This is a genomic window from Nocardioides jiangsuensis, from assembly GCF_019679455.1.
GTDB classification, from domain to species: Bacteria; Actinomycetota; Actinomycetes; order Propionibacteriales; family Nocardioidaceae; genus Nocardioides_C; species Nocardioides_C jiangsuensis.
Window position 1 is genome coordinate 1,310,668 of record NZ_JAIEZQ010000001.1, and the last position, 19,712, is coordinate 1,330,379.

General features: G+C 74.2%; 21 protein-coding genes. 13 read left to right on the plus strand and 8 right to left on the minus strand.

The features are described 5' to 3' along the window. Nucleotides 1–11: 11 nt before the first annotated feature. From K1X13_RS06175 to K1X13_RS06190, 4 genes are read right to left on the minus strand one after another with little or no spacing between them, the layout of a single operon-like run. A complete protein-coding gene (locus K1X13_RS06175) occupies nucleotides 12–392 on the minus strand; it encodes a hypothetical protein (protein WP_221024083.1) in 381 nt (126 codons plus the stop codon). Continuing rightward, the gene (locus K1X13_RS06180; RefSeq protein WP_221024084.1) at nucleotides 389–1,135 is read right to left on the minus strand and encodes a LytR/AlgR family response regulator transcription factor; all 747 of its coding nucleotides are present in this window, start codon (nucleotides 1,133–1,135) and stop codon (nucleotides 389–391) included. The genes K1X13_RS06175 and K1X13_RS06180 overlap by 4 nt, the downstream gene beginning before the upstream one ends. A 49-nt stretch (nucleotides 1,136–1,184) precedes the next feature. Then, nucleotides 1,185–2,309, minus strand: a complete 1,125-nt coding sequence (locus K1X13_RS06185) for a sensor histidine kinase (protein WP_221024085.1) — start codon at nucleotides 2,307–2,309, stop codon at nucleotides 1,185–1,187. A 7-nt stretch (nucleotides 2,310–2,316) separates the two neighbouring features. Next, nucleotides 2,317–3,150 carry a class I SAM-dependent methyltransferase gene (locus tag K1X13_RS06190; RefSeq protein WP_221024086.1) on the minus strand — a complete coding sequence of 278 codons (834 nt, stop codon included), beginning with the start codon at nucleotides 3,148–3,150 and terminating at the stop codon, nucleotides 2,317–2,319. A gap of 68 nt (nucleotides 3,151–3,218) precedes the next feature. Between K1X13_RS06190 and abmR the strand changes: the two genes are divergently transcribed. Together abmR and K1X13_RS06200 are read left to right on the plus strand one after the other, a co-directional pair. Further along, a complete protein-coding gene (gene abmR / locus K1X13_RS06195) occupies nucleotides 3,219–3,740 on the plus strand; it encodes an ATP-binding transcription factor AbmR (protein ID WP_221024087.1) in 522 nt (173 codons plus the stop codon). Nucleotides 3,741–3,785: 45 nt separating this feature from the next. Then, nucleotides 3,786–4,523, plus strand: a complete 738-nt coding sequence (locus K1X13_RS06200; RefSeq protein WP_308249421.1) for an oxidoreductase — start codon at nucleotides 3,786–3,788, stop codon at nucleotides 4,521–4,523. Between the two features lie 274 nt (nucleotides 4,524–4,797). Here K1X13_RS06200 and K1X13_RS06205 read toward each other — a convergent pair whose 3' ends face one another. Further along, complete coding sequence (locus K1X13_RS06205; RefSeq protein WP_221024088.1) at nucleotides 4,798–5,631, minus strand: HAD family hydrolase; 834 nt, start codon at nucleotides 5,629–5,631, stop codon at nucleotides 4,798–4,800. Between the two features lie 443 nt (nucleotides 5,632–6,074). Between K1X13_RS06205 and ssd the strand changes: the two genes are divergently transcribed. The 7 genes from ssd to K1X13_RS06240 all read left to right on the plus strand — a co-directional run bounded on the left by ssd (nucleotide 6,075) and on the right by K1X13_RS06240 (nucleotide 11,007). After that, nucleotides 6,075–7,142 (plus strand): septum site-determining protein Ssd, encoded by a 1,068-nt coding sequence (gene ssd / locus K1X13_RS06210; RefSeq protein WP_221024089.1) that lies wholly within the window; start codon nucleotides 6,075–6,077, stop codon nucleotides 7,140–7,142. Further along, nucleotides 7,139–8,296, plus strand: a complete 1,158-nt coding sequence (locus tag K1X13_RS06215) for a TadA family conjugal transfer-associated ATPase (protein WP_221024090.1) — start codon at nucleotides 7,139–7,141, stop codon at nucleotides 8,294–8,296. Before ssd ends, K1X13_RS06215 begins: the two co-directional genes overlap by 4 nt. Continuing rightward, nucleotides 8,293–9,081, plus strand: coding sequence for a type II secretion system F family protein (locus K1X13_RS06220; protein WP_221024091.1), 789 nt, complete (start codon nucleotides 8,293–8,295; stop codon nucleotides 9,079–9,081). The genes K1X13_RS06215 and K1X13_RS06220 overlap by 4 nt, the downstream gene beginning before the upstream one ends. After that, nucleotides 9,078–9,827 (plus strand): type II secretion system F family protein, encoded by a 750-nt coding sequence (locus K1X13_RS06225; RefSeq protein ID WP_308249423.1) that lies wholly within the window; start codon nucleotides 9,078–9,080, stop codon nucleotides 9,825–9,827. The genes K1X13_RS06220 and K1X13_RS06225 overlap by 4 nt, the downstream gene beginning before the upstream one ends. A 156-nt stretch (nucleotides 9,828–9,983) precedes the next feature. Then, on the plus strand, nucleotides 9,984–10,169 hold the full coding sequence (locus tag K1X13_RS06230) for a DUF4244 domain-containing protein (RefSeq protein WP_221024092.1): 186 nt from the start codon (nucleotides 9,984–9,986) through the stop codon (nucleotides 10,167–10,169). 41 nt (nucleotides 10,170–10,210) lie between these two features. Then, a complete protein-coding gene (locus tag K1X13_RS06235; RefSeq protein WP_221024093.1) occupies nucleotides 10,211–10,585 on the plus strand; it encodes a TadE family type IV pilus minor pilin in 375 nt (124 codons plus the stop codon). Next, nucleotides 10,582–11,007: an Rv3654c family TadE-like protein gene (locus K1X13_RS06240; RefSeq protein WP_221024094.1), complete on the plus strand. Its 426-nt coding sequence runs from the start codon at nucleotides 10,582–10,584 to the stop codon at nucleotides 11,005–11,007. The genes K1X13_RS06235 and K1X13_RS06240 overlap by 4 nt, the downstream gene beginning before the upstream one ends. Nucleotides 11,008–11,010: 3 nt before the next feature. Here the strand turns inward: K1X13_RS06240 and K1X13_RS06245 are convergent, their stop codons facing one another. Together K1X13_RS06245 and sftH are read right to left on the minus strand one after the other, a co-directional pair. Continuing rightward, the gene (locus tag K1X13_RS06245) at nucleotides 11,011–11,466 is read right to left on the minus strand and encodes a hypothetical protein (protein WP_221024095.1); all 456 of its coding nucleotides are present in this window, start codon (nucleotides 11,464–11,466) and stop codon (nucleotides 11,011–11,013) included. Between the two features lie 32 nt (nucleotides 11,467–11,498). Further along, complete coding sequence (gene sftH / locus K1X13_RS06250; protein ID WP_308249424.1) at nucleotides 11,499–13,859, minus strand: DEAD/DEAH box helicase; 2,361 nt, start codon at nucleotides 13,857–13,859, stop codon at nucleotides 11,499–11,501. Nucleotides 13,860–14,024: 165 nt separating this feature from the next. Between sftH and K1X13_RS06255 the strand changes: the two genes are divergently transcribed. The 3 genes from K1X13_RS06255 (at nucleotide 14,025) to K1X13_RS06265 (ending at nucleotide 17,402) form a co-directional block, all read left to right on the plus strand. Further along, nucleotides 14,025–14,363: an STAS domain-containing protein gene (locus K1X13_RS06255; protein WP_221024096.1), complete on the plus strand. Its 339-nt coding sequence runs from the start codon at nucleotides 14,025–14,027 to the stop codon at nucleotides 14,361–14,363. An 8-nt stretch (nucleotides 14,364–14,371) separates the two neighbouring features. Continuing rightward, nucleotides 14,372–14,785, plus strand: coding sequence for an ATP-binding protein (locus tag K1X13_RS06260; RefSeq protein WP_221024097.1), 414 nt, complete (start codon nucleotides 14,372–14,374; stop codon nucleotides 14,783–14,785). A 259-nt stretch (nucleotides 14,786–15,044) separates the two neighbouring features. After that, nucleotides 15,045–17,402 (plus strand): sodium-translocating pyrophosphatase, encoded by a 2,358-nt coding sequence (locus tag K1X13_RS06265; protein ID WP_221024098.1) that lies wholly within the window; start codon nucleotides 15,045–15,047, stop codon nucleotides 17,400–17,402. A gap of 3 nt (nucleotides 17,403–17,405) precedes the next feature. On the opposite strand, the gene K1X13_RS06270 is transcribed toward K1X13_RS06265, so the two are convergent. Further along, nucleotides 17,406–18,494, minus strand: coding sequence for a hypothetical protein (locus K1X13_RS06270; RefSeq protein ID WP_221024099.1), 1,089 nt, complete (start codon nucleotides 18,492–18,494; stop codon nucleotides 17,406–17,408). Between the two features lie 191 nt (nucleotides 18,495–18,685). Here K1X13_RS06270 and K1X13_RS06275 point away from each other — a divergent pair, with 191 nt between their 5' ends. Beyond that, complete coding sequence (locus K1X13_RS06275; RefSeq protein WP_221024100.1) at nucleotides 18,686–19,705, plus strand: hypothetical protein; 1,020 nt, start codon at nucleotides 18,686–18,688, stop codon at nucleotides 19,703–19,705. Nucleotides 19,706–19,712 lie beyond the last annotated feature (7 nt).

Genomic DNA, 19,712 nt, shown 5'->3' on the forward strand with positions numbered 1-19,712 from the left:
CCGGTGCGGGGTCACGACCGCTCCACCACGTCGGCGAAGTCCCGCTCGTTGCGCTCGGCGGACCGGACGTAGAACCAGCCCAGGAACCACAGCAGCGGGTAGACCGCGGCGCCGAGCAGCACCCAGGCCAGCGGCATGCCGAGCACGACGGTGCCGCTCAGCCCCGGGAACAGCCAGAAGAACACCGGCAGGCCGGCGACCAGGACGCCGACGGTGAGGATCACGAGGCCGGCCAGCCGCAGCTGGGCGCGCAGCAGGGAGGCCATGTAGATCTCCCCGATCCGGGTCTGCGCGTCGATCTCGGAGGTCACGTCCACCCGCCGGGGGCGGCCGGCGGTGGTCCGCGGGCTGGTCACCCGGACCCGGCGCGGAGGGGTGCCGTCGGGGGTCATGACCGTGACGCGGTACCCGGGCGGGACCGCCGTACGAGCAGGTCGCGCAGCTCGCGGGTGTGCCGGCGGCTCACCACCAGCTCCTCACCGCCGACGACCACGGTGCAGCGGCCGGCGTCCATCCGCACCTCCTCGACGTGCGGGAGGGCGACGAGCAGCGAGCGGTGGATCCGGACGAAGCCGGCGTCCTGCCACTGCTCCTCGAGCGTGGTCAGCGGCACCCGCACCAGGTGGCTGCCCGAGGGCGTGTGCAGCCGTGCGTAGTCGCCCTGCGCCTCGACGTACCGGACCTCGCCGCGGGAGACGAACCGGGTCACCCCGCCGAGCTCGACGGCGATCTGGTCGTCGTCGGCCTGCGCGGTGGTGGTGCCCTGCGCCTCGACCACCCGGCGCACGGCCTCGGCGAGCCGGTCGTCGCGGACCGGCTTGAGCACGTAGTCGACGGCGTTGAGCTCGAAGGCGTCCACCGCGTGCTCGTCGTGCGCGGTCACGAACACCACGGGTGGCGGTGCCCTGAACCGGGAGAGCACCCGGGCGAGGTCGAGGCCGGTCAGCCCCGGCATCCGGATGTCCATGAAGACCGCGTCGACCTGCTCCTCCTGGAGCACCCGCAGCGCCTCCGCGGCCGAGTCGGTGGTGAGCACGGTGCCGACCCGGGGGTCCCGGTCGAGCAGCCAGGCGAGCTCGTCGAGGGCGGGACGCTCGTCGTCGACGACGAGGACCCGGAGCGCGGGCGTGCTCATGCGGACCCCCGGTGGACCGGTGGCCGGGCGGAGCGGTGGCGGGCGGTGCTCACGGGCGGACTCCTGGCGCGTACTTCGGCACTCGAACGATAACCTTCGTGCCCGCTCCGGGGGCAGTCTCGACGACGAGCCCGTAGTCGTCGCCGAAGGCCGAGCGCATCCGTTCGTCGACGTTGCCGAGTCCCACGGAGTCCATGGACACGTCCCCCGACATGGCCTGCCGGACCCGCTCGGGGTCCTCGCCCACGCCGTCGTCCTCCACCGAGATCACGCACTCGCGGTCGAAGTCCTCGGCGATGATCGTGATGTGGCCGCTGCCCTCCTTGCCCTCGAGGCCGTGGCGTACGGCGTTCTCCACGAGCGGCTGGAGCGCCAGGAAGGGCACCGCCACCGGCAGCACCTCCGGCGCGACCCGGAGCGTGACCTGGAGCCGGTCGCCGAACCGGGCCTTCTCGAGCACGAGGTACCGCTCGATCGAGCGCAGCTCCTCGGCCAGCGTGGTGAACTCCCCGTGCTTGCGGAAGGAGTACCGGGTGAAGTCGGCGAAGTCGAGGAGCAGCTCGCGGGCCCGCTCGGGGTCGGTGCGCACGAACGACGCGATCGCGGTGAGCGAGTTGTAGATGAAGTGCGGGCTGATCTGCGCGCGCAGGGCGCGGACCTCCGCCTCCATCAGCCGGGTGCGGGAGGCGTCGAGCTCGGCGAGCTCGAGCTGCGCGGAGACCCACCGGGCGACCTCGTTGGTGGCCCGGACCAGCCCCGCCGACGCCGACGGCGCGAACACCTGGAGGGTGCCGACCACCCGCTCCTCGACGGTCAGCGGGCTCACGATCACATGCCGCAGCGGGCACCCGGGGTCCCCGCAGGAGATGTCGGAGGGGTCGCCGACCGACGTGCCACCGTCGGAGACCACCGGTGCGGCGAGCCCGGGGGCCTGCGCCGCGTGGTGGTGGTAGCGGCCGTCCCACGCCAGCAGCCGCTCGGTGTCGGTGAGGGCGACGGCGGGCGCCCCGAGCAGCTCGCGGAGGAACCTGATGGCTCGCGTCGCGGAGGCCTCGGTGAGCCCGGCCCGCAGCGGCGGGGCCGCCAGGGAGGCGGTGTGCAGGGTGCGGAAGGTGGCCCGGTCCGACTCGCTTCCGAGGTGCCCCGGCCGCAGCCACCCCCAACGCGAACGCATCGCCGGCCTACCGGAAGTCGATCAGCAGGGCGTCGGTGTCGACGTCGTCGGGGTGGACCCTGGTGGGGCGCCCGGAGGACGGCGGCGCCGCCTGCGGACGCACCCGCGCCCGGTAGGCGTGCGTCACGTAGGGCAGGAGCATCCCGTCGGCGCCGCGGCCGTACTCCTCGTACAGCTCGTCGACCTTGCGGAGCACCCGCTCGCGCTCCAGGTCCGACATCACCGCGACACTCGACCGTGAGGTGACCAGGTCGCGCAGCGACTGCGGGGTCAGCGGCTGCCAGAACCGGAAGGTCCGGCTCTCCACCTCCTCGAACAGCTCCGACTCCTCGAGCGCGGGCAGTGCGACCTCGGGGCCGGGGGCGGTGCCGAGCAGGCCGCTCAGCCGCCGTACCCACGGGATCCGCTCGTCGCGCTGGTTCCACACGAGCGCGAGGTGGCCGCCGGGCCGGAGCGTCCGGGCGGCCTCGGGGAGTGCCCGGGCGGGGTCGAACCAGTGGAAGGCCTGGGCGGACACGACCACGTCCACGCTGCGGGCGGGGACCGGCAGGGCCTCCGCGGCGGCGACCGCGCACCGGGCCCGCGGCGCCCGGTCCCGGAGCCGCGCGAGCATCGCGGAGGAGGGGTCGGTGGCGAGCACGGCATGGCCGAGCGCGGTCAGCTGCTCGGTGAGCTTGCCGGTGCCGGCGCCGAGCTCGAGGATGCGGCCGCGCTCGGGCCCGGCGAGCCACCGGGCGGCCTCCCGCGGGTACGTCGGGCGTCCGCGGTCGTAGGCGTCGGCGACGAGGTCGAAGGACCGCGCGTGCTCGACGTCGGGCAGCGGGGGAGGGAGGGAGGTCATCGCCCGTGAGGCTACCAACTGAGGCCACTGGTCTGGTCCGTGTTGGGATGATGCGTAATGATGATTACATGATTACAAACGAAGCGTTGGAGCGGGTGCGGGGCTGGTTCTCCGGCCGGCTGCCCGAGGAGTGGCAGCACGCCGCGCCCACCGTGACCGTGGACCGTGAGGAGATCACGGTCGTGCTCGACCTCGGCGACGTCGACCTGGCCGAAGACACCGGCGACGCCGAGGCGGCCGAGAAGCGCGCCGGGCGGGCGAAGGCGTTCCGCGAGGAGACCCGGGACCGGCGGATCGCCATCGCCCGGGAGGCCGAGCACCGCTACGACCGCAAGGTCGCCTGGGGCGTCCGTGTCGGCGGGCACGAGGAGCTGTTCACGCACATCGCGGTCCCCGTGATGACCCGGCTGCGCCAGCCGCAGCGGCAGGTCCTCGACACGCTCGTCGAGGCCGGCGTCGCGCGCTCGCGGTCCGAAGCCCTCGCGTGGTGCGTGCGGCTCGTCGGCCAGCACGCCGACGACTGGCTGGAGGAGCTGCGCGAGGCGATGAGCCACGTCGCCGAGGTGCGCACCAAGGGCCCGGACGCCTGACCCGCCGTCTGCTGCCCGGAGTGGGGGTCGGCTAGCCTGCCGCTCGTGCCCGACGCCGCCCCTGCAACCTCCGACCCCCTGGCCCGGCTGACCTCGCTCGAGGGGGTCGCGTCCGCGATGGCGGCCGCCCGCGACGGCATCGACGCGCTGCTGCGCGACCGCGGGCTGCGCAAGACCGCCCCGGACCTGACCGGCGAGTCGCTGCTGCGCGGCGCCCACGCCAGCGCGGTGCTCGAGGGGTCCGGGGCCGACCTCGAGCAGGTGCGCTCCGGGAACGCCGACGCGGTGGCGCTGGCCTCGGTCCGGCTGAGCACGGAGCTGCTCGGTCTCGCGCCGGTGCTGGGGGCCTCGCCCCTCCAGGCGTTCGCGCGGATGCACACCCTGGCCGGCAAGGGCGAGGTCGACGAGGAGACGCTCGGCCGGCCCCGCGACGCCGGGTCGGCCGCCCGGGTCAACGACCTGGCCCGCACCCTGCTCGCCCCGACCACCGCGCCCGCGCTCGTGGTGGCCGCGGTCGTCCACGCCGAGCTGGCCACCGCCGCGCCCTTCGTCTCCCACAACGGCCTGGTCGCCCGGGCGGCGGAGCGTCTGGTGCTCGTGGCCCGCGGCGTCGACCCGAAGGCGCTCGTCGTCCCCGAGGCCGGGCACCTCGCGCTGCGGGCGCAGTACGAGTCGAACCTGCGCGGCTACCGCGAGGGCGGCCAGGCCGGCGTCCACGCGTGGCTGCTCTACGCGGCCGAGGCCTACGCCGCCGGCGCCGAGGCGAGCCCCGTCGCCGGGTGACCCGCCGGGGCAGGAGTCCAGGCCCGTACATGCGAGCGGCACTCCAGTCGCATGACCGAGAGTGCCGCCGCTGACACGTGAATACCTCTGGCTACCAAGCGTGCACCGGTTATTTGTTGCTCCGGGTCAACCCGAAGACAACGCCCAATAGGAAGGGTAGGTCGCCGCGTGGGTACCGGATTCACGTGCGGCTCTGGAGTTGTTGTCTCCTTTGTACGCCGGATGCACGAACCGGACAAGGCCCCCTAGTCCTGGTCTAGTGACAGGTCCGGGGTCAGCCCTGGGCGTCCCGTCTGCGGGCGCCGAGGTAGATCGCGCCGCCCACCGCGGCCGCCGTCCCGAGGGCCAGGGCCGCCAGCGTCGGCTTGGCCGCGGGCAGTCGCACCCGGCTCTCCAGCGCCACCGGCCGGGTGAAGACGAGGATCGGCCACCCCCGGCTCGACGCGTGCCGCCGCAGGTCGCGGTCGGGGTTGACGGCGTACGGGTTGCCCACCGCCTCGAGCATGTGGACGTCGGTGACCGAGTCGCTGTAGGCGTAGCTGCGCCCGAGGTCGTACCCCTTGCGCTCGGCCAGCTCGAGCATCGCCGCCGCCTTGTTCTCCGCGTAGGCGTAGAAGCCGATCTCGCCGGTGTACTTGCCGTCGACGATCTCCATCCGGGTCGCGATCACCGCGTCCGCGCCGAGCATCTCGCCGATCGGCTCGACCACCTCCGCACCGGAGGCGGAGACGATGACCACGTCGCGTCCCGCGAGCTGGTGCTCCTCGATCAGGGAGACGGCCTCGTCGAAGACCAGCGGGTCCACGATGTTGTGCAGGGTGTCGGCGACGATGTCGCGCACGGTCTGCACATCCCACCCGGCACACAGGTCGGAGAGGAACTCGCGCATCTTCTCCATCTGGTCGTGGTCCGCACCACCCACCAGGTAGACGAACTGCGCGTAGGCGCTGCGCAGCACCGACCCGCGCGAGATCAGGCCGCCGGCGTAGAAGGAGCGGCTGAACGCCAGCGTGCTCGACTTGGCGATGATCGTCTTGTCGAGGTCGAAGAAGGCGGCCGGGCGGCCCGTCGAGCGGCGAGGCCCGTCGGAGTCAGTGGCGGAGGCCATGGGGTGGCCCTTTCTCGAGTGAGGCGGAGGCCGGGAGCCGGGGACGCCAGGGGTCGCGACCGGCAGTCTCTCTGCGGGTGCCACCGGACACGCCTGGCGTGGCACGAACCAGCATAGGTGGCGACAAAGGTAAAGGACGCGCTACCGTTGCCGTGGCCGGGGGACGACGTCCCCCGGCCTCCGGCGACATCGGAATCCTGGCCCCGCCAGTCCATATTCCGCCAGCGGCACTTTCCCCCCGCCGCTGGCCCCCCGGCCCGGCTCATCCCCCCCGAGCCAGGCCGCGCGGCCCTCGGTCATCCCCCCGGCCGAGGGCCGCACCCTTTCTCCGGCGTTTCGTCCCGCAGAGCCCGATTTCGTCCTCAGCCTGGCGGTCGTACGGCGTGCGCACAGCCCGTGCCCCGCCCCTGGAGGCGGCCCCGGTCCCGCGGCACGGTCGGCGCATGACCTCAGACCATCCGCTCCTCGTCACGCGGGACGAGGCCCTGCTCGACGACCTCCTCCGACTCGCCGCCGCGGCCGGGGCCGTGCTCGACGTGGCCCACGACAGCGGTGCCGCACGGACGGGCTGGGCCACCGCGCCGGTGGTGCTCGTGGGTGCGGACGCCGTCGCCTCCCTGGCCGCGACCTCGCCGCTGCGCCGCGAACGGGTGCACGTGGTCGGTCACGGCCCCGCGCCCGACGACCTCTACCGGGCCGCGCTGGCGGTGGGCGCCGACACGGTCGCCGAGCTGCCCGCGGCCGAGACCTGGCTGGTCGAGACCCTCACCGACGTCGTCGACGGCACCTCCGGACGAGCCGTCACCCTCGCCGTGGTCGGCGGTTCCGGCGGCGCCGGGGCCACGACGTTCGCCGCGGCCCTGGCCAGGACCGCTGCCTCCGCCTCCCGCCCGGCCACCCTGGTGGACGCCGACCCGCTCGGCGGTGGGATCGAGCGGGTGATCGGGCTGGACGCTCCGGACGGTGTGGGCTGGGGGTCGCTGCGCGGCTCCGCCGGACGGTTCGGGTCGCGCTCCCTGCGGGCCGCGCTGCCGCAGGTCGACGGACTGGCCGTGCTCGGCTGGGGTGCCTCACCCCGCGGCGGGCTCGACCCGGGCGTGGTGCGCGAGGTGGTCTCTGCGCTGCAGCGCGGCAACGAGACCGTCGTGCTCGACGTGCCCCGCTACCCCGACGAGGCCACGGGCGAGGTGCTCACCCGCTGCGACCACGTGCTCGTCGTGACCACGCTGACCCTGCCGGGCGTCGCCGCGAGCGGACTGGCCGCGGCCGCGGTGGCGCCGTACGCCCGGCAGGTGCACCTCGTCGCCCGGCGCGGGCCCGCCGCGCTCGACCCGGACGACGTCGCGCGCACGCTCGGCCTCCCGCTGGTGGCCGTGATGGCCGGCCAGCGCCGGCTCGCCGAGGCCGTCGACCTCGGCCTGGGGCCGGTGCACGCCCGGCGCGGCCCGCTGGCGCGGGCCGCCCGCACCACCCTCGCGGCGCTGGCCGCCGCCCCGGTCCCGGTGGGGTGAGCCAGGTGACGCACGCCGAGATCGTCGAGCGGGTCCGGGACCGTCTCGCCCGGGACGGGTCCCCGCTGAGCCCCGCGCACGTCGCGCGGGCGCTGCGCGACGAGGGCCGTCCGGTCGGCGACGCCACCGTCCTGGCCGTGGTCGACGAGCTGAGCCGCGACGTGCTCGGCGCCGGGCCGCTGGAGCCGCTGCTGCGCCTCGACGGGGTGACCGACGTGCTCGTCAACGGCCCGGGGCAGGTGTTCGTGGACCGCGGTAACGGGCTCGAGCCGACCTCGGTCCGGTTCCCCGACGACGGCGCCGTGCGCCGGCTCGCGCAACGGCTGGCCTCCTCCGGCGGGCGACGGCTCGACGACGCGACGCCGTACGTCGACCTCCGGCTGCCCGACGGCACCCGGTTCCACGCCGTCCTCGCCCCGGTCTCCCGGCCGGGCACGCTGCTCTCCCTCCGCGTCCCACGCCGGCGGGGCTTCGACCTCGCCGGGCTGGTCGGCACCGGCACGGTCTGCGAGGAGGGGGCCGACCTGCTCCGCCGGATCGTGGACCGCCGGCTCGCCTTCCTGGTCTCGGGCGGCACCGGGTCCGGGAAGACCACCCTCCTCGCCGCCCTGCTGTCCCTGGTCGACCCGACGCACCGGCTGGTGCTGGTGGAGGACGCCAGCGAGCTGCGCCCCCAGCACCCGCACGTGGTGGCGCTCGAGGCCCGCCCGGCGAACGTCGAGGGGGCGGGTGCGGTGCCCCTGCAGCTGCTGGTCCGGCAGGCGCTGCGGATGCGCCCGGACCGGATCGTGGTGGGGGAGGTCCGCGGCGCCGAGGTGGCCGACCTGCTCGCGGCGATGAACACCGGCCACGAGGGGGGCTGCGGCACCCTGCACGCCAACTCGAGCGGCGACGTGCCCGCGCGCATCGAGGCGCTGGCGATGGCCGCCGGTCTTCCCCGCGCCGCCGCGCACAGCCAGCTCGCCTCGGCCCTCGACGTGGTGGTCCACGTCGGGCGCTCGTCGGGGCGCCGACGGGTGGAGGAGGTCGCGGTGCTGCGCCGGTCGGAGGCCGGCTACGTAGACGTGGTCCCCGCGGTGACCTTCGGCGCGGACGGCTCGATCCGCACGCACGCGGCCGCCGAGCAGCTCGCGACGAGGCTGGGCCGGGAATGACCGCGCTCGCCGTCCTGGCCGCGGGCCTCGGGGGCTGGCTCCTCGCGGGTGTGCCGTCCCCGCGGAAGGAGCAGCCCCAGCCGCCCGACGGCAGGTCGACCACCGGGAGGCGGGGCGCGGTGCTGGTGGCCGTGGGGTCGGCCACCGTACTGCTGCTCACCGCCCAGGGCACCGTGCTGGCGCTGGGGCTGATCGCCACCGCGACCGCGCTCGCCGGCGCCCGGCTGGTCGCCCGCGTACGGCTCCGCGCGTCCGCGGACCGCACCGCCGACCGGGTGGTGGAGGCCTGTGAGGCCCTCGCCGGCGAGCTGCGGGCCGGGCAGCCACCCTCCGCCGCCCTGAGCCATTGCGCGGAGGTGTGGCCGGCCCTGGAGCCCGTGGTGGCCGCGGACGGGCTGGGATCGGACGTACCGCAGGCGCTGCGCCGGCTGGCCGCGTCACCGGGTGCGGCCGGCCTGCGGGAGGTGGCGAGCGCCTGGCAGGTGTCGGTGGGGTCCGGCGCGGCGATGTCCTCGGCGCTGACCCTCGTGGCGGACTCCGCCCGCGAGCGTCGCGCCACGCAACGGCTGGTCCAGGCCGAGCTCGCGTCCGCCCAGGCCACCGCCCGGCTGGTCGCGGTGCTGCCGGTCGTTGCCCTCGTCATGGGGGCCGGCGCCGGCGGCGACCCGTGGGGGTTCCTGCTGCGCACCCCGGCGGGTCTCGGTTGCCTGGGCGCGGGGCTCGCCCTCGCCTACGCAGGCCTCTCGTGGATGGAGCGCATCGCGACCGCGGCGGTGGACCGGTGAGCCCGGGTACGGCGCTGGTCGCGCTGGCGGCCGCCGCCGCGGTGGCCCTGGCCCTCCCGCCGGCGCCGCCCCGGCCACCCGGAGGGCGGGAGTCGCGGGACCCGCCGGACCGGCGAGCCGGCGGCGGGCCGGAGCCGGAGGACCCGCTCCGCCGGTTCCGGCCGGCGCTGAGCCTGACCGCCGGGGTGCTGCCGTACGTCGTGCTCGGTGGCTGGGTCGGGATGCTGGCCGGCCCGGTCGCCGCGCTGCTGGCGTGGCGGGTCCTGGGGGCGATGGAGCCCGGCGGACGTCGCCGCCGGCGCGAGCGCCTCGAGACCCAGCTGCCCCATGCGGTGGACCTGCTGGCGGCGACACTGGCCGCCGGGGCCGCGCCCGCCCAGGCCCTGTCGCGGGTGGCCGCGGCGGTGGAGCCTCCGCTCCGCGACGAGCTCACGCGGGTCGAGCACGCGCTCGCGGTGGGGCGGGAGCCCGCCCTCGTCTGGCGCGAGGTGAGCCGTGACCCCGCCCTCGGCCCCCTGGGTCGCTGCCTGGTGCGGGCCACCGAGACGGGCACCTCGGTCGCGGACGCGATGCGGGCGCTGGCCGGTGACCTCCGCCGGGCGCAGCGCGGCCGGGCTGAGAGCCTCGCCCGGTCGGTCGGCGTGCGTGCCGCCGCACCGCTCGGCATCTGCCTGCTGCCGGCGTTCGTGCTGGTCGGGGTGGTCCCGCTGGTGGTGGGGTCCGTGTCGGCCTTCCTGGCCCCGTGAGGGGCCGGGTTGTGTCCACAGAACGCGGGTCCCGCTGCTGCGTCCCCGGCTTCCGAGGAGGGCCTCGAAACGGGACGCGGACGCGACGAGAGTCCTGGTCGTCAGATCGGAACAACCCGTCCGCACGACTCGCGGACGACGTCCCTGGAGGTACTCATGACCGCATCACCCGTCGCCCGTCTCCGCAACGAGAAGGGGGTCACGACCGCGGAGTACGCCGTGGTCACCGCCGCCGGCTGCGGCTTCGGCGGTGTCCTGATCAAGCTGCTCACCAGCGAGTGGGGACAGGCGCTGCTGAAGAAGATCTTCGACTTCTTCCTCGCGCTGATCGGTCTCCGCTGACCGTGCCCGACGTCCACGGACCGGCCGGCGGAGGTGGCGGCGTGACGCCTCCTCCGCCGGCCTCGGCACGGGAGGAGCGCGGCTCGGTCACCGCCGAGACCGCGGTGGTCCTCCCGGTGCTCGTCGCGCTGACCCTCGGCCTGGTGTGGCTGGTCTCCCTGGCCGCCACCCAGGTCCGCGTGGTCGACGCGGCTCGGGAGACGGCACGAGCCGCGGCGCGGGACGAGTCCCCGTCGGCCGCCGTGCGCCTCGGTGAGCGAGTTGCCCCGCCAGGCGCCCGGATCGAGGTGTCCGAGGAGGCCGGCCTGGTCCGGGTCGTGGTGACCGCCGAGGTGAGGGGCCCGGGCGGCCTGTTCGCGTTCCTGCCGACCGTCGAGGTCGACGCCGATGCCGTCGCCACCCAGGAGCCCTCGTGACCCGGCGGCGGAAGCGGTTGCCGGTCCGGCCGGGCAGGTGCCCGGCCGGCGGGCCGGCGCGCCGTGGGGCCGGCGCCCGCGACGAGACGGAGCGCGGCAGCGCCACCATCCTGGTGACGCTGCTCGTCGGGCTGCTGGCCCTGGCCGCGTTCGTGTGCGTGGTGCTCGGCGGTCTGCTGGTGGGCCAACGCCGGGCGGCGGCGGCCGCGGACCTGGCCGCCCTCGCCGGCGCGGCGGCGGTGCAGGACGGCGACGAGGCCTGCGCGGCGGCCGAGCGGGTCAGCGCCGCCAACGCCGCGCGCCTGTCCGCCTGCGAGGTGAGCGGGGAGGAGGTGCAGGTCCTGGTGCAGGTCGACGTGCCGCTCGGGCCGTCCGTCCAGACCGCGCTGTCGGCGCGGGCCAGGGCCGGTCCGGTGCCCTGATGCCTAGCGGGGAGCGTCCGGGGTGTCCCGGCGGTAGGTCTCCGTGGTGGACGGGGTGTCCGTCGACGTGGTCGGAGCGGTCTCGGCCGGGGTGACCGGGGCGGCGTGGGTGCCGGCCGGGGCCTCGGTCGTGGTCGCAGTCGTGGCCGCCGTCGGGTGGGTGGTGGCCGTGGGGGCCGGCTCGACGTGACGGGTCTCCGCCTCGCGGGCCTCGAGCCGCTTGAGCTGCTTCCGCTCCTGGCGGCGACGGCTCGCCCGGCGCAGACCCGCCCGGATCAGCTCGAGACCGAGCACGAGCAGCAGCACCGTGGCCGCGCCGATGAGGAACACCCCGAGGGTGTTGGTCTGCACGTCGAACAGCCCGAGGTCGAACTGGGCGGGGTCGTTCGAACCGCCGACCAGGGCGGCGACGAGCGCGCCTGTCGCGACGAGGACGAGGATCAGACCGAGGACCAGCATGGTTCTACCTTTCGAGAAGGACTGTCGACAGGCTAACGGGTTCCCCGTTCCGCGGCGTCCAATCCCGACCCGGGACAGTCCGCCAGGAGCACGTCGAGGAGCTGTACCGCCACGTGCTTGTCCAACGGGTTGTTGCCGTTGCCGCACTTGGGGGACTGCACGCACGACGGGCAGCCGTCGTCGCAGCGGCAGGAGCTGATCGCCTGCCGGGTCGCGGTGAGCCAGTCCGCGGCGGCGTGGAAGCCGCGCTCGGCGAAGCCGGCCCCGCCCGGGTGCCCGTCGTAGACGAAGACGGTGAGCTGCCCGGTGTCCGGGTGCAGCGCGGTCGACACGCCGCCGATGTCCCAGCGGTCGCAGGTGGCGAACAGCGGGAGCAGCCCGATCGACGCGTGCTCGGCGGCGTGCGCCGCACCCGGCAGGTCGCGCTCCTCGAGGCCGGCCTCGGCCAGGGTCGCCGGCGGCAGCGTCCACCACACCGCCGTCGTGTCCAGGGTGCGTTCGGGCAGGTCCAGCGGCTCCTCGCCGAGCACCTCCCCCGAGGGAACCCGGCGCTTGAGGTAGGAGACGACCTGGTGCGCGACCCGGACGCCCCCGAAGCTCACCCGGGCGTCGCCCCACAGCACATGGTCACGCTCGTCGGTGACGGCGATGTCGGTCAGCTCGCGGGCCGAGGTGGAGTACGACGGCTCGTCCCGGACCACCACCGCGACGTTGTCGGCGAGGTCGAGCGACAGCACCAGGTAGGTCTCGCCCTGATGGAGGTACACCGCGCCGGCGTGCGCGGTGCCGTGCGCGGAGGACTGGTCCACCGTGCCGAGGAGCCGGCCGGTCTCCTGCTCCACCAGCCGCACCGGGGCGCCGCCGGTGGAGCGGATGTCGGCCAGGTCGCTCGCGCGGCGCCGGTCGGTCCAGAACCAGCCCCGGCTCCGGCGGCGCAGCAGCCCCGCCTCGGTGAGCGCGTCGACGCCCTGCCGGGCGGCCGAGCCGAACAGCGGCAGGTCCTCCTCGGTGAGCGGTGACTCCTCGGCCGCGGCGCACAGGTGCGGGCCGAGCACGTAGGGGTTCTCGGGGTCGAAGACGTTGGCCTCGACGGGCTGGCCGATGAGCGCCTGCGGATGGTTCACGAGGTAGGTGTCGAGCGGGTCGTCGCGCGCGACGAAGACGCCGAGCGCGTCCTGGCCGCCGCGCCCGGCGCGGCCGATCTGCTGCCACAGCGCCGCACGGGTGCCCGGGAAGCCGGCCATCAGCACCGCGTCGAGGCCGGCGATGTCGATGCCGAGCTCGAGGGCGTTGGTGGCGGCCAGGCCCAGCAGCTCCCCCCGCTTGAGCGCCTGCTCGATCTCCCGGCGGTCCTCGGGCAGGTAGCCACCGCGGTAGGCGGCCACCCGCGACGACAGCCCCGGGCTCACCTCGTCGAGGAGGCGGCGGGTGGTCATCGAGACGGTCTCCGTGCCCCGGCGCGAGCGGATGAAGGCCAGGGTGCGGACGTTCTCGAGCACGAGGTCGGTGAGCAGGTCGGCGATCTCGGCGGTCGCGGAGCGTCGTACCGGCGCGCCGTTCTCCCCGCCGTGCGAGACGAAGGGCGGCTCCCAGAGCGCGAGGGCCACCTGGCCCCGCGGGGAGCCGTCGTCGGTGACCGCGACGAACGGGAGGCCGGTCAGGCGCCCGGCGGAGACCTCCGGCTCCGCGACGGTGGCCGAGGCGACCACGAAGGTCGGGTGCGACCCGTAGAGCGCGCACACCCGGCGCAGCCGCCGGATGATCTGCGCGACGTGGGCGCCGAACACCCCACGGTAGTGGTGGCACTCGTCGACGACGACGTAGTCGAGCATCGCGAAGAACTTCGACCACCGCGCGTGGGCGGGCAGCATCGAGCGGTGCAGCATGTCGGGGTTGGTGAGCAGGTACTCCCCGTGGTCGCGGGCCCAGTCCCGCTGCTCGCGCGAGGAGTCGCCGTCGTGCGTGGTCGCGCGCAGGTCCGGCACGCCGAGCCCGAGCAGGTTCCCGAGCTGGTCCTGCGCCAGGGCCTTCGTGGGGGAGAGGTAGAGGACGGTCGAGCCGCGCTGGCCGTTGGCGCGGCGGCCGGCCACCACCGACGTGAGTGCGGGCATCAGGTAGGCCAGCGACTTCCCCGATGCCGTACCGGTCGAGACCACCACGTGCCGTCCGTCGTACGCCGCCTGGGCGGCCTCGGCCTGGTGCGTCCACGGCGACTCCACGCCGCGCGCTCTCCACGCCTCGACGAGCACCGGGTCGACCCACGCCGGCCACGGCGTACGGCGGCCCGTACGGGGGGAAAGCACCTCCAGGTGGGTCAACCGGTCCTCGCGGCCGGCCGGGCGAACGAGCCGGTCCACGATCTCCGCGACGGGCGTCGACATCCCTTGGACCACGGGCGAAGTGTCGCAAACACCGGCGACAACCGCGGATGCAGCCCGGCCATGTTTGCCGGGAGTGGCCTACACCTCCACCAACGGCATGATTGAATGCTGGTTGCACCTGAGGGCACCTGTCGTGCCTTCACCTGATCGCAGCGCTGCATCGTTGAGGAGAACCACGTGGACCTGTCACTCGAGACGCGCCACGAGGATGGGCACACCATCATCGAGGTTGGCGGGGAGATCGATGTCTACACGGCACCCCGGCTCAGGGACAAGATCACCGAGCTGGTCAGCGACGGCAACTACAACCTGGTCATCGACATGGAGAAGGTCGACTTCCTCGACTCGACCGGGCTGGGTGTGCTCGTCGGCGGGCTGAAGAAGGTGCGCGCCCACGACGGGTCCATGCGCCTGATCTGCAACCAGGAGCGCCTGCTCAAGATCTTTCGGATCACCGGCCTGGCCAAGGTCTTCGCCATCCACAGCTCGCAGGCCGACGCGCTCGCCGACCTCTAGGGGGACCCATGTCCGCCGGTGCGGCTCGGACTGCCACCGCGGTCACCGTCACGATCGCGCGTGACCCTGCGCTGGTGCGCACGGTGCGTCTCGTCGCGGCCTCGGTCGCCCGCCGTACGAACAAGGACGAGGAGTTCGTCGAGGAGGTCCGCCTCGCCGCGGGTGAGGCCTGCGCGCTGCTCCTCGGCCAGTCCTTCGCCGACGGCTCCGTGGCTCCAGGGGAGCCGGTGGCCGTCCGGATCAGCTTCAACGACACGCTGGTGGTGGACGTCTCCACCTCCGGCCCGGTCGACGTGGTCGACCACCCCGACAGCGACGTCGACGGCGTCGAGCCGTGGGCCCTGCTGCGCGGACTGATCAACGACTTCTCGGTGGGACAGGACGGTGACGTCACCACCGTCTCCATGTCCTGGCCGCTCTGACGCACCTCGACCCGCCGTACCCGACGCCGACCTGGCGTGAGCCTCCTCCGGAGACGTCCGTGTTTGTCGACGTCGCGCCGTCGACCTTCTCGAAAAATGTGGCGCAGGCCACACGAACTCCTCTGTCGCTCGGTGCGCCTCTCAGTAGACTCCCGCACATTCGTGTTAGACGGATCACATACCGTCTGTCATCCGCGGAGCTGTCCACGGGTGCGGTGCACAGTCGACGGGCCCCGTGAGGCCCACCGGAGGAGGACGTATGTCCGGTCTCACCCTCGCCGCCGAAACCGGTGCGGACATCTCGCTGTCCGGCGGCAACCTGACCCTGATCATCGCCGTGGGCGGCATCGCCCTGGTCGCGCTCGCGATGGCGATGGTGTTCCGGGCCCAGGTGCTCGCCGCCGGAGAAGGCACCGAGAACATGAGAACGATCGGGCTGGCGGTGCAGGAGGGCGCCTCCGCCTACCTGACCCGCCAGTTCAAGACGCTGGCCGTCTTCGCGGCGCTCGCCTTCGCCCTCCTCTTCGTGCTGCCGGCCGACGACAACGCCATCCGCATCGGGCGCTCGGTGTTCTTCCTCGTCGGCGCCGGGTTCTCGGCCGCCATCGGCTACTTCGGCATGTGGCTCGCGGTCCGCGCCAACGTCCGGGTCGCCGCGGCGGCCCGCGACGAGGGCCGGGACCCCGCGATGCGGGTGGCCTTCCGGACCGGCGGCGTGGTCGGCATGGCCACCGTCGGGCTCGGACTGCTCGGCGCCTCGGTGGTCGTGCTGATCTACCGCGGCAACGCGCCGGCGGTGCTCGAGGGCTTCGGCTTCGGCGCCGCGCTGCTCGCGATGTTCATGCGGGTCGGCGGCGGCATCTTCACCAAGGCCGCCGACGTCGGCGCCGACCTGGTCGGCAAGGTCGAGCAGAACATCCCCGAGGACGACCCGCGCAACGCGGCGACGATCGCCGACAACGTGGGCGACAACGTCGGCGACTGCGCCGGCATGGCGGCGGACCTGTTCGAGTCCTACGCGGTGATGCTGGTGGCTGCCCTGATCCTCGGTACGGCGGCGTTCGGCGCCGAGGGACTGGTCTTCCCGCTGATCGTGCCCGCCATCGGCGCCCTGACGGCGATCCTCGGCGTCTACATCACCCGGCCGCGGCCGGGGGAGAACGGCCTGCGCACGATCAACCGGTCCTTCTACATCTCCGCGGGTGTCTCCGCCGTGCTGTGCACGCTGGCGGCGTTCCTCTACCTCCCCGGCTCGTTCGACGAGCTGACCCGGGTCGACAGCGGCGGTGGCCTGCTGGCCTCGCTGATCGGAGCGGTGCCCGAGCCCACCGGCGACCCGCGGGTGATCGCCTCGGTCGCGGTGATCATCGGCATCGTGCTCGCCGCGGTGATCCTGGCGCTCACCGGCTACTTCACGGGCACCGAGCACCGTCCGGTCAAGGACGTCGGCAAGACCGCGCTCACCGGTCCCGCGACCGTGATCCTCTCCGGGCTCTCGGTCGGGTTCGAGTCGGCGGTCTACACCGCGCTGGTGATCGGCGCCGCGGTGTACGGCGCCTTCCTGCTCGGCGGCGGCGTCACTGTCGTCTCCCTGTTCGCGGTCGCCCTCGCCGGCTGCGGCCTGCTCACCACGGTCGGCGTGATCGTGGCGATGGACACCTTCGGCCCGGTCTCGGACAACGCGCAGGGCATCGCGGAGATGAGCGGCGACGTCCACGACGAGGGCGCGGCGATCCTCACCGAGCTCGACGCGGTCGGCAACACGACCAAGGCGATCACCAAGGGCATCGCGATCGCCACGGCGGTGCTCGCGGCGACCGCCCTGTTCGGCTCGTTCACCAACGCCGTGTCCACCGCCGCGGAGAAGGCCAACCAGAACGAGACCGGGGAGGCGCTGCTCGGCCTCACCGGCGTGCTCAACGTGGCCAACCCGGCGAACCTGGTGGGCCTGCTGATCGGCGCGGCCGTGGTCTTCCTGTTCTCCGGCCTGGCGATCAACGCGGTCGGCCGGGCCGCCGGCGCGGTGGTCTTCGAGGTGCGCCGCCAGTTCCGGGAGATCCCCGGGATCATGGAGGGCACCGGCCGCCCGGAGTACGGCAAGGTCGTCGACATCTGCACCCGCGACTCGCTGCGAGAGCTCGCGACACCGGGCCTGCTCGCGATCCTGGCGCCGATCGCGGTCGGCTTCGGCCTCGGCGCCGCGCCCCTCGGGGCCTACCTGGCGGGCGCGATCGGCTCCGGCACGCTGATGGCGGTCTTCCTGGCCAACTCGGGCGGCGCCTGGGACAACGCCAAGAAGCTCGTCGAGGACGGCAACTACGGCGGTAAGGGGTCCCTGGCGCACGAGGCGACGATCATCGGCGACACCGTCGGCGACCCGTTCAAGGACACCGCCGGCCCGGCGATCAACCCGCTGCTCAAGGTGATGAACCTGGTCTCGCTGCTGATCGCCCCGGCCGTGGTCGCGCTCTCGGTCGGCGACGAGAAGAACACCGGCCTGCGGGTGGCGATCGCGGTCGTGGCCGCGGTGGTCGTGGCCGGAGCGGTCTACGTGTCGAAGCGGCGCCCGGTCGCGATCGGCGAGGAGGCGCCCGAGCCGCGGACCGTACAGGTCTAGTCGCTACCGGCGCCCGGCCGCACCCGGTCGGCGCCGGGACAGCTCCCGGAGGGCTCGTCGGCGGAAGCCGGCGGGCCCTCCGTTCTCCGTGCGGCGCAGGCCCGCGACCGCGGCGAGCAGGCGGGTCTGCGCGGCGAGCACGTCCTCGGTGGCCGGGGACAGCTCCCGCTCGCCGCCGGAGAGGAGGTCGTCGTCGGGCAGCAGGTCCGCGAGGTCGCCCACGACGTCGTACCCGCGGCTGCGGACCGCCTCGACCGCGGCCGCTGCCTCCGCCCTGGCCGGCTCGGCCAGCGTCGCGGGAAGGCGGGGGAGCGCCCCGCCGGCCCCGGCCAGGTCGTCGACCAGCGCGCGCAGCCGCTCGGGGTCGGCGGACTCCCCGGTGGCCAGGTTCAGCAGCCGCAGCACCTCCGTCGCCGCGATCGGGTCCAGCCGGCGGTGCGGGTCCGGACCGACCGCGAGGTTCCGCGGGTCGATCCCCACGGTGCGGGTGAAGCGGTGCCAGAGCACGGCGTCCTGGTCGGGGGTGTCCGGCACCGGGATCACGTGCACCTGCTCGGGCGCGAGGTAGGCCCCCCACCGCTCCAGCACGTCGCCGACGTCGTGGGAGCTCCAGAACACCCGTGCCATCCGGTGGCTGTCCCGGGCCAGCACCCGGGCGGCGTAGGTGGCGAACGGCGCCGTCCCGCCGTTGCGGACCCACTCCTGCCAGGCCAGCGGCAGCTGTCGGCCGAGGTCGCGGGCGGCGTACACCACGTGCACCTCGGCGTCGCCGAAGGAGCCCAGCACCCGCTCGACCTGGGGGAGGGTGGCGTCCGCGAGCAGCTCGTGCGAGAGCACCACGGTGCCGCGCCGCCAGTCGCGCACCGTCTCCGCGAGCCGGTCCCAGGCGCCCGTGGCCGGAGTGTTCCCGGGGCTGGCGAGCGCGAGGACGTCGAGCACCGCGTCGAGGTGGCCGCCGGCGTGGCCGAGGTGGCTGGTCGGGAAGAGGACGCCCGCCCGGGCGAGGCGGCGGCGGTGCCGGGCCAGGGACTCCCGCAGGTACGCCGTGCCCGTCAGCGGGGCCCCGACGTGGAGGTACACGCTTCTCCTCATCGGGCGGTCACTCCTCGGGCCGGGCACGAACGGGGCAGGTCGCCCGGATTCTACTGACGCTATGCTCGCTGCGATTCTCGTCCGCCCCCCGTTCTGAGGAGCGCGCCCTGTCCCGCACGGTCTACCTCCACGTCGGCGTCGCCAAGACCGGTACGACGTACCTGCAGCGCATCCTGTTCAACAACAAGGCGATGCTGCGCGAGCACGGCGTCCTCTACCCCGGCGCGCAGCGGCGGGACCACTTCCTGGGCTCGATGGACCTGCGCCAGTCCGACTTCCTCGGCCACTCCTACGAGGCGACGATCGGCTCCTGGCAGCGGCTGGTCGACGAGGTCGACGCGTACGACGGCAGCGCCGTCATCTCGCACGAGACCTTCGCCCGCACGCCGAAGGCGGTCATCCCCGAGGCGGTCGGCGCGTTCGACACCGACGACGTGCGCGTCGTGGTGACCGCACGCGACCTCGCCCGCCAGGTCCCCGCGGTGTGGCAGGAGCGGATCAAGAACCGTGGCGTCGTCGGCTACCACGAGTTCCTCGAGGGGGTCTTCCGGTCCGAGCAGGCGCGGAGGCGCACCGGCGGGTTCTGGATGCCGCAGGACCTGCTGGCGCTGACCGCGCGCTGGGCGAAGGTGGTCGGCCCGGAGAAGGTGACGGTGGTGACCGTGCCCAAGGCCGGCGCCGACCGGCAGGACCTGTGGCGGCGGTTCGCGGCGGCCACCGACCTGCCCGACCTGGAGTACGACTTCAGCGACGGCGGCTCCAACCCGTCGCTCGGCGTGGTCGAGTCCGAGCTGATGCGGCGGCTGAACCCGGCCGTGGCGGAGCTGAGCTGGCCGGAGTACGAGTCCCGGGTCAAGAAGAAGTTCGCGGAGAAGACCCTGGTCACGTTCTCCAACAGCGGGCGGCTGAAGGTCCCGGGCGAGTACCACGACGACGTCCGCGCGATCGGCGAGGAGACGGTCAAGGCGCTCGAGGCCTCCGCCTACCGCATCATCGGCGACCTCGACGACCTGCGCCCGGAGCTCGGCGAGCCCGACGGCGCCAGCCCCGACGACGTCGAGGAGGGGACCCTGCTCGACCTGTCCCTCGGCCTGCTCGGGACCTTCGTCGCCGCCAAGCCGGCGCGGTCGTCCCGCCCGCCGGCCAGCCGCCCGCGCAGGCTCGCCCGCAAGGTACGCAACCGCATCCGCCGGCTCCGCGACCGGGGCTGAGCCCCGC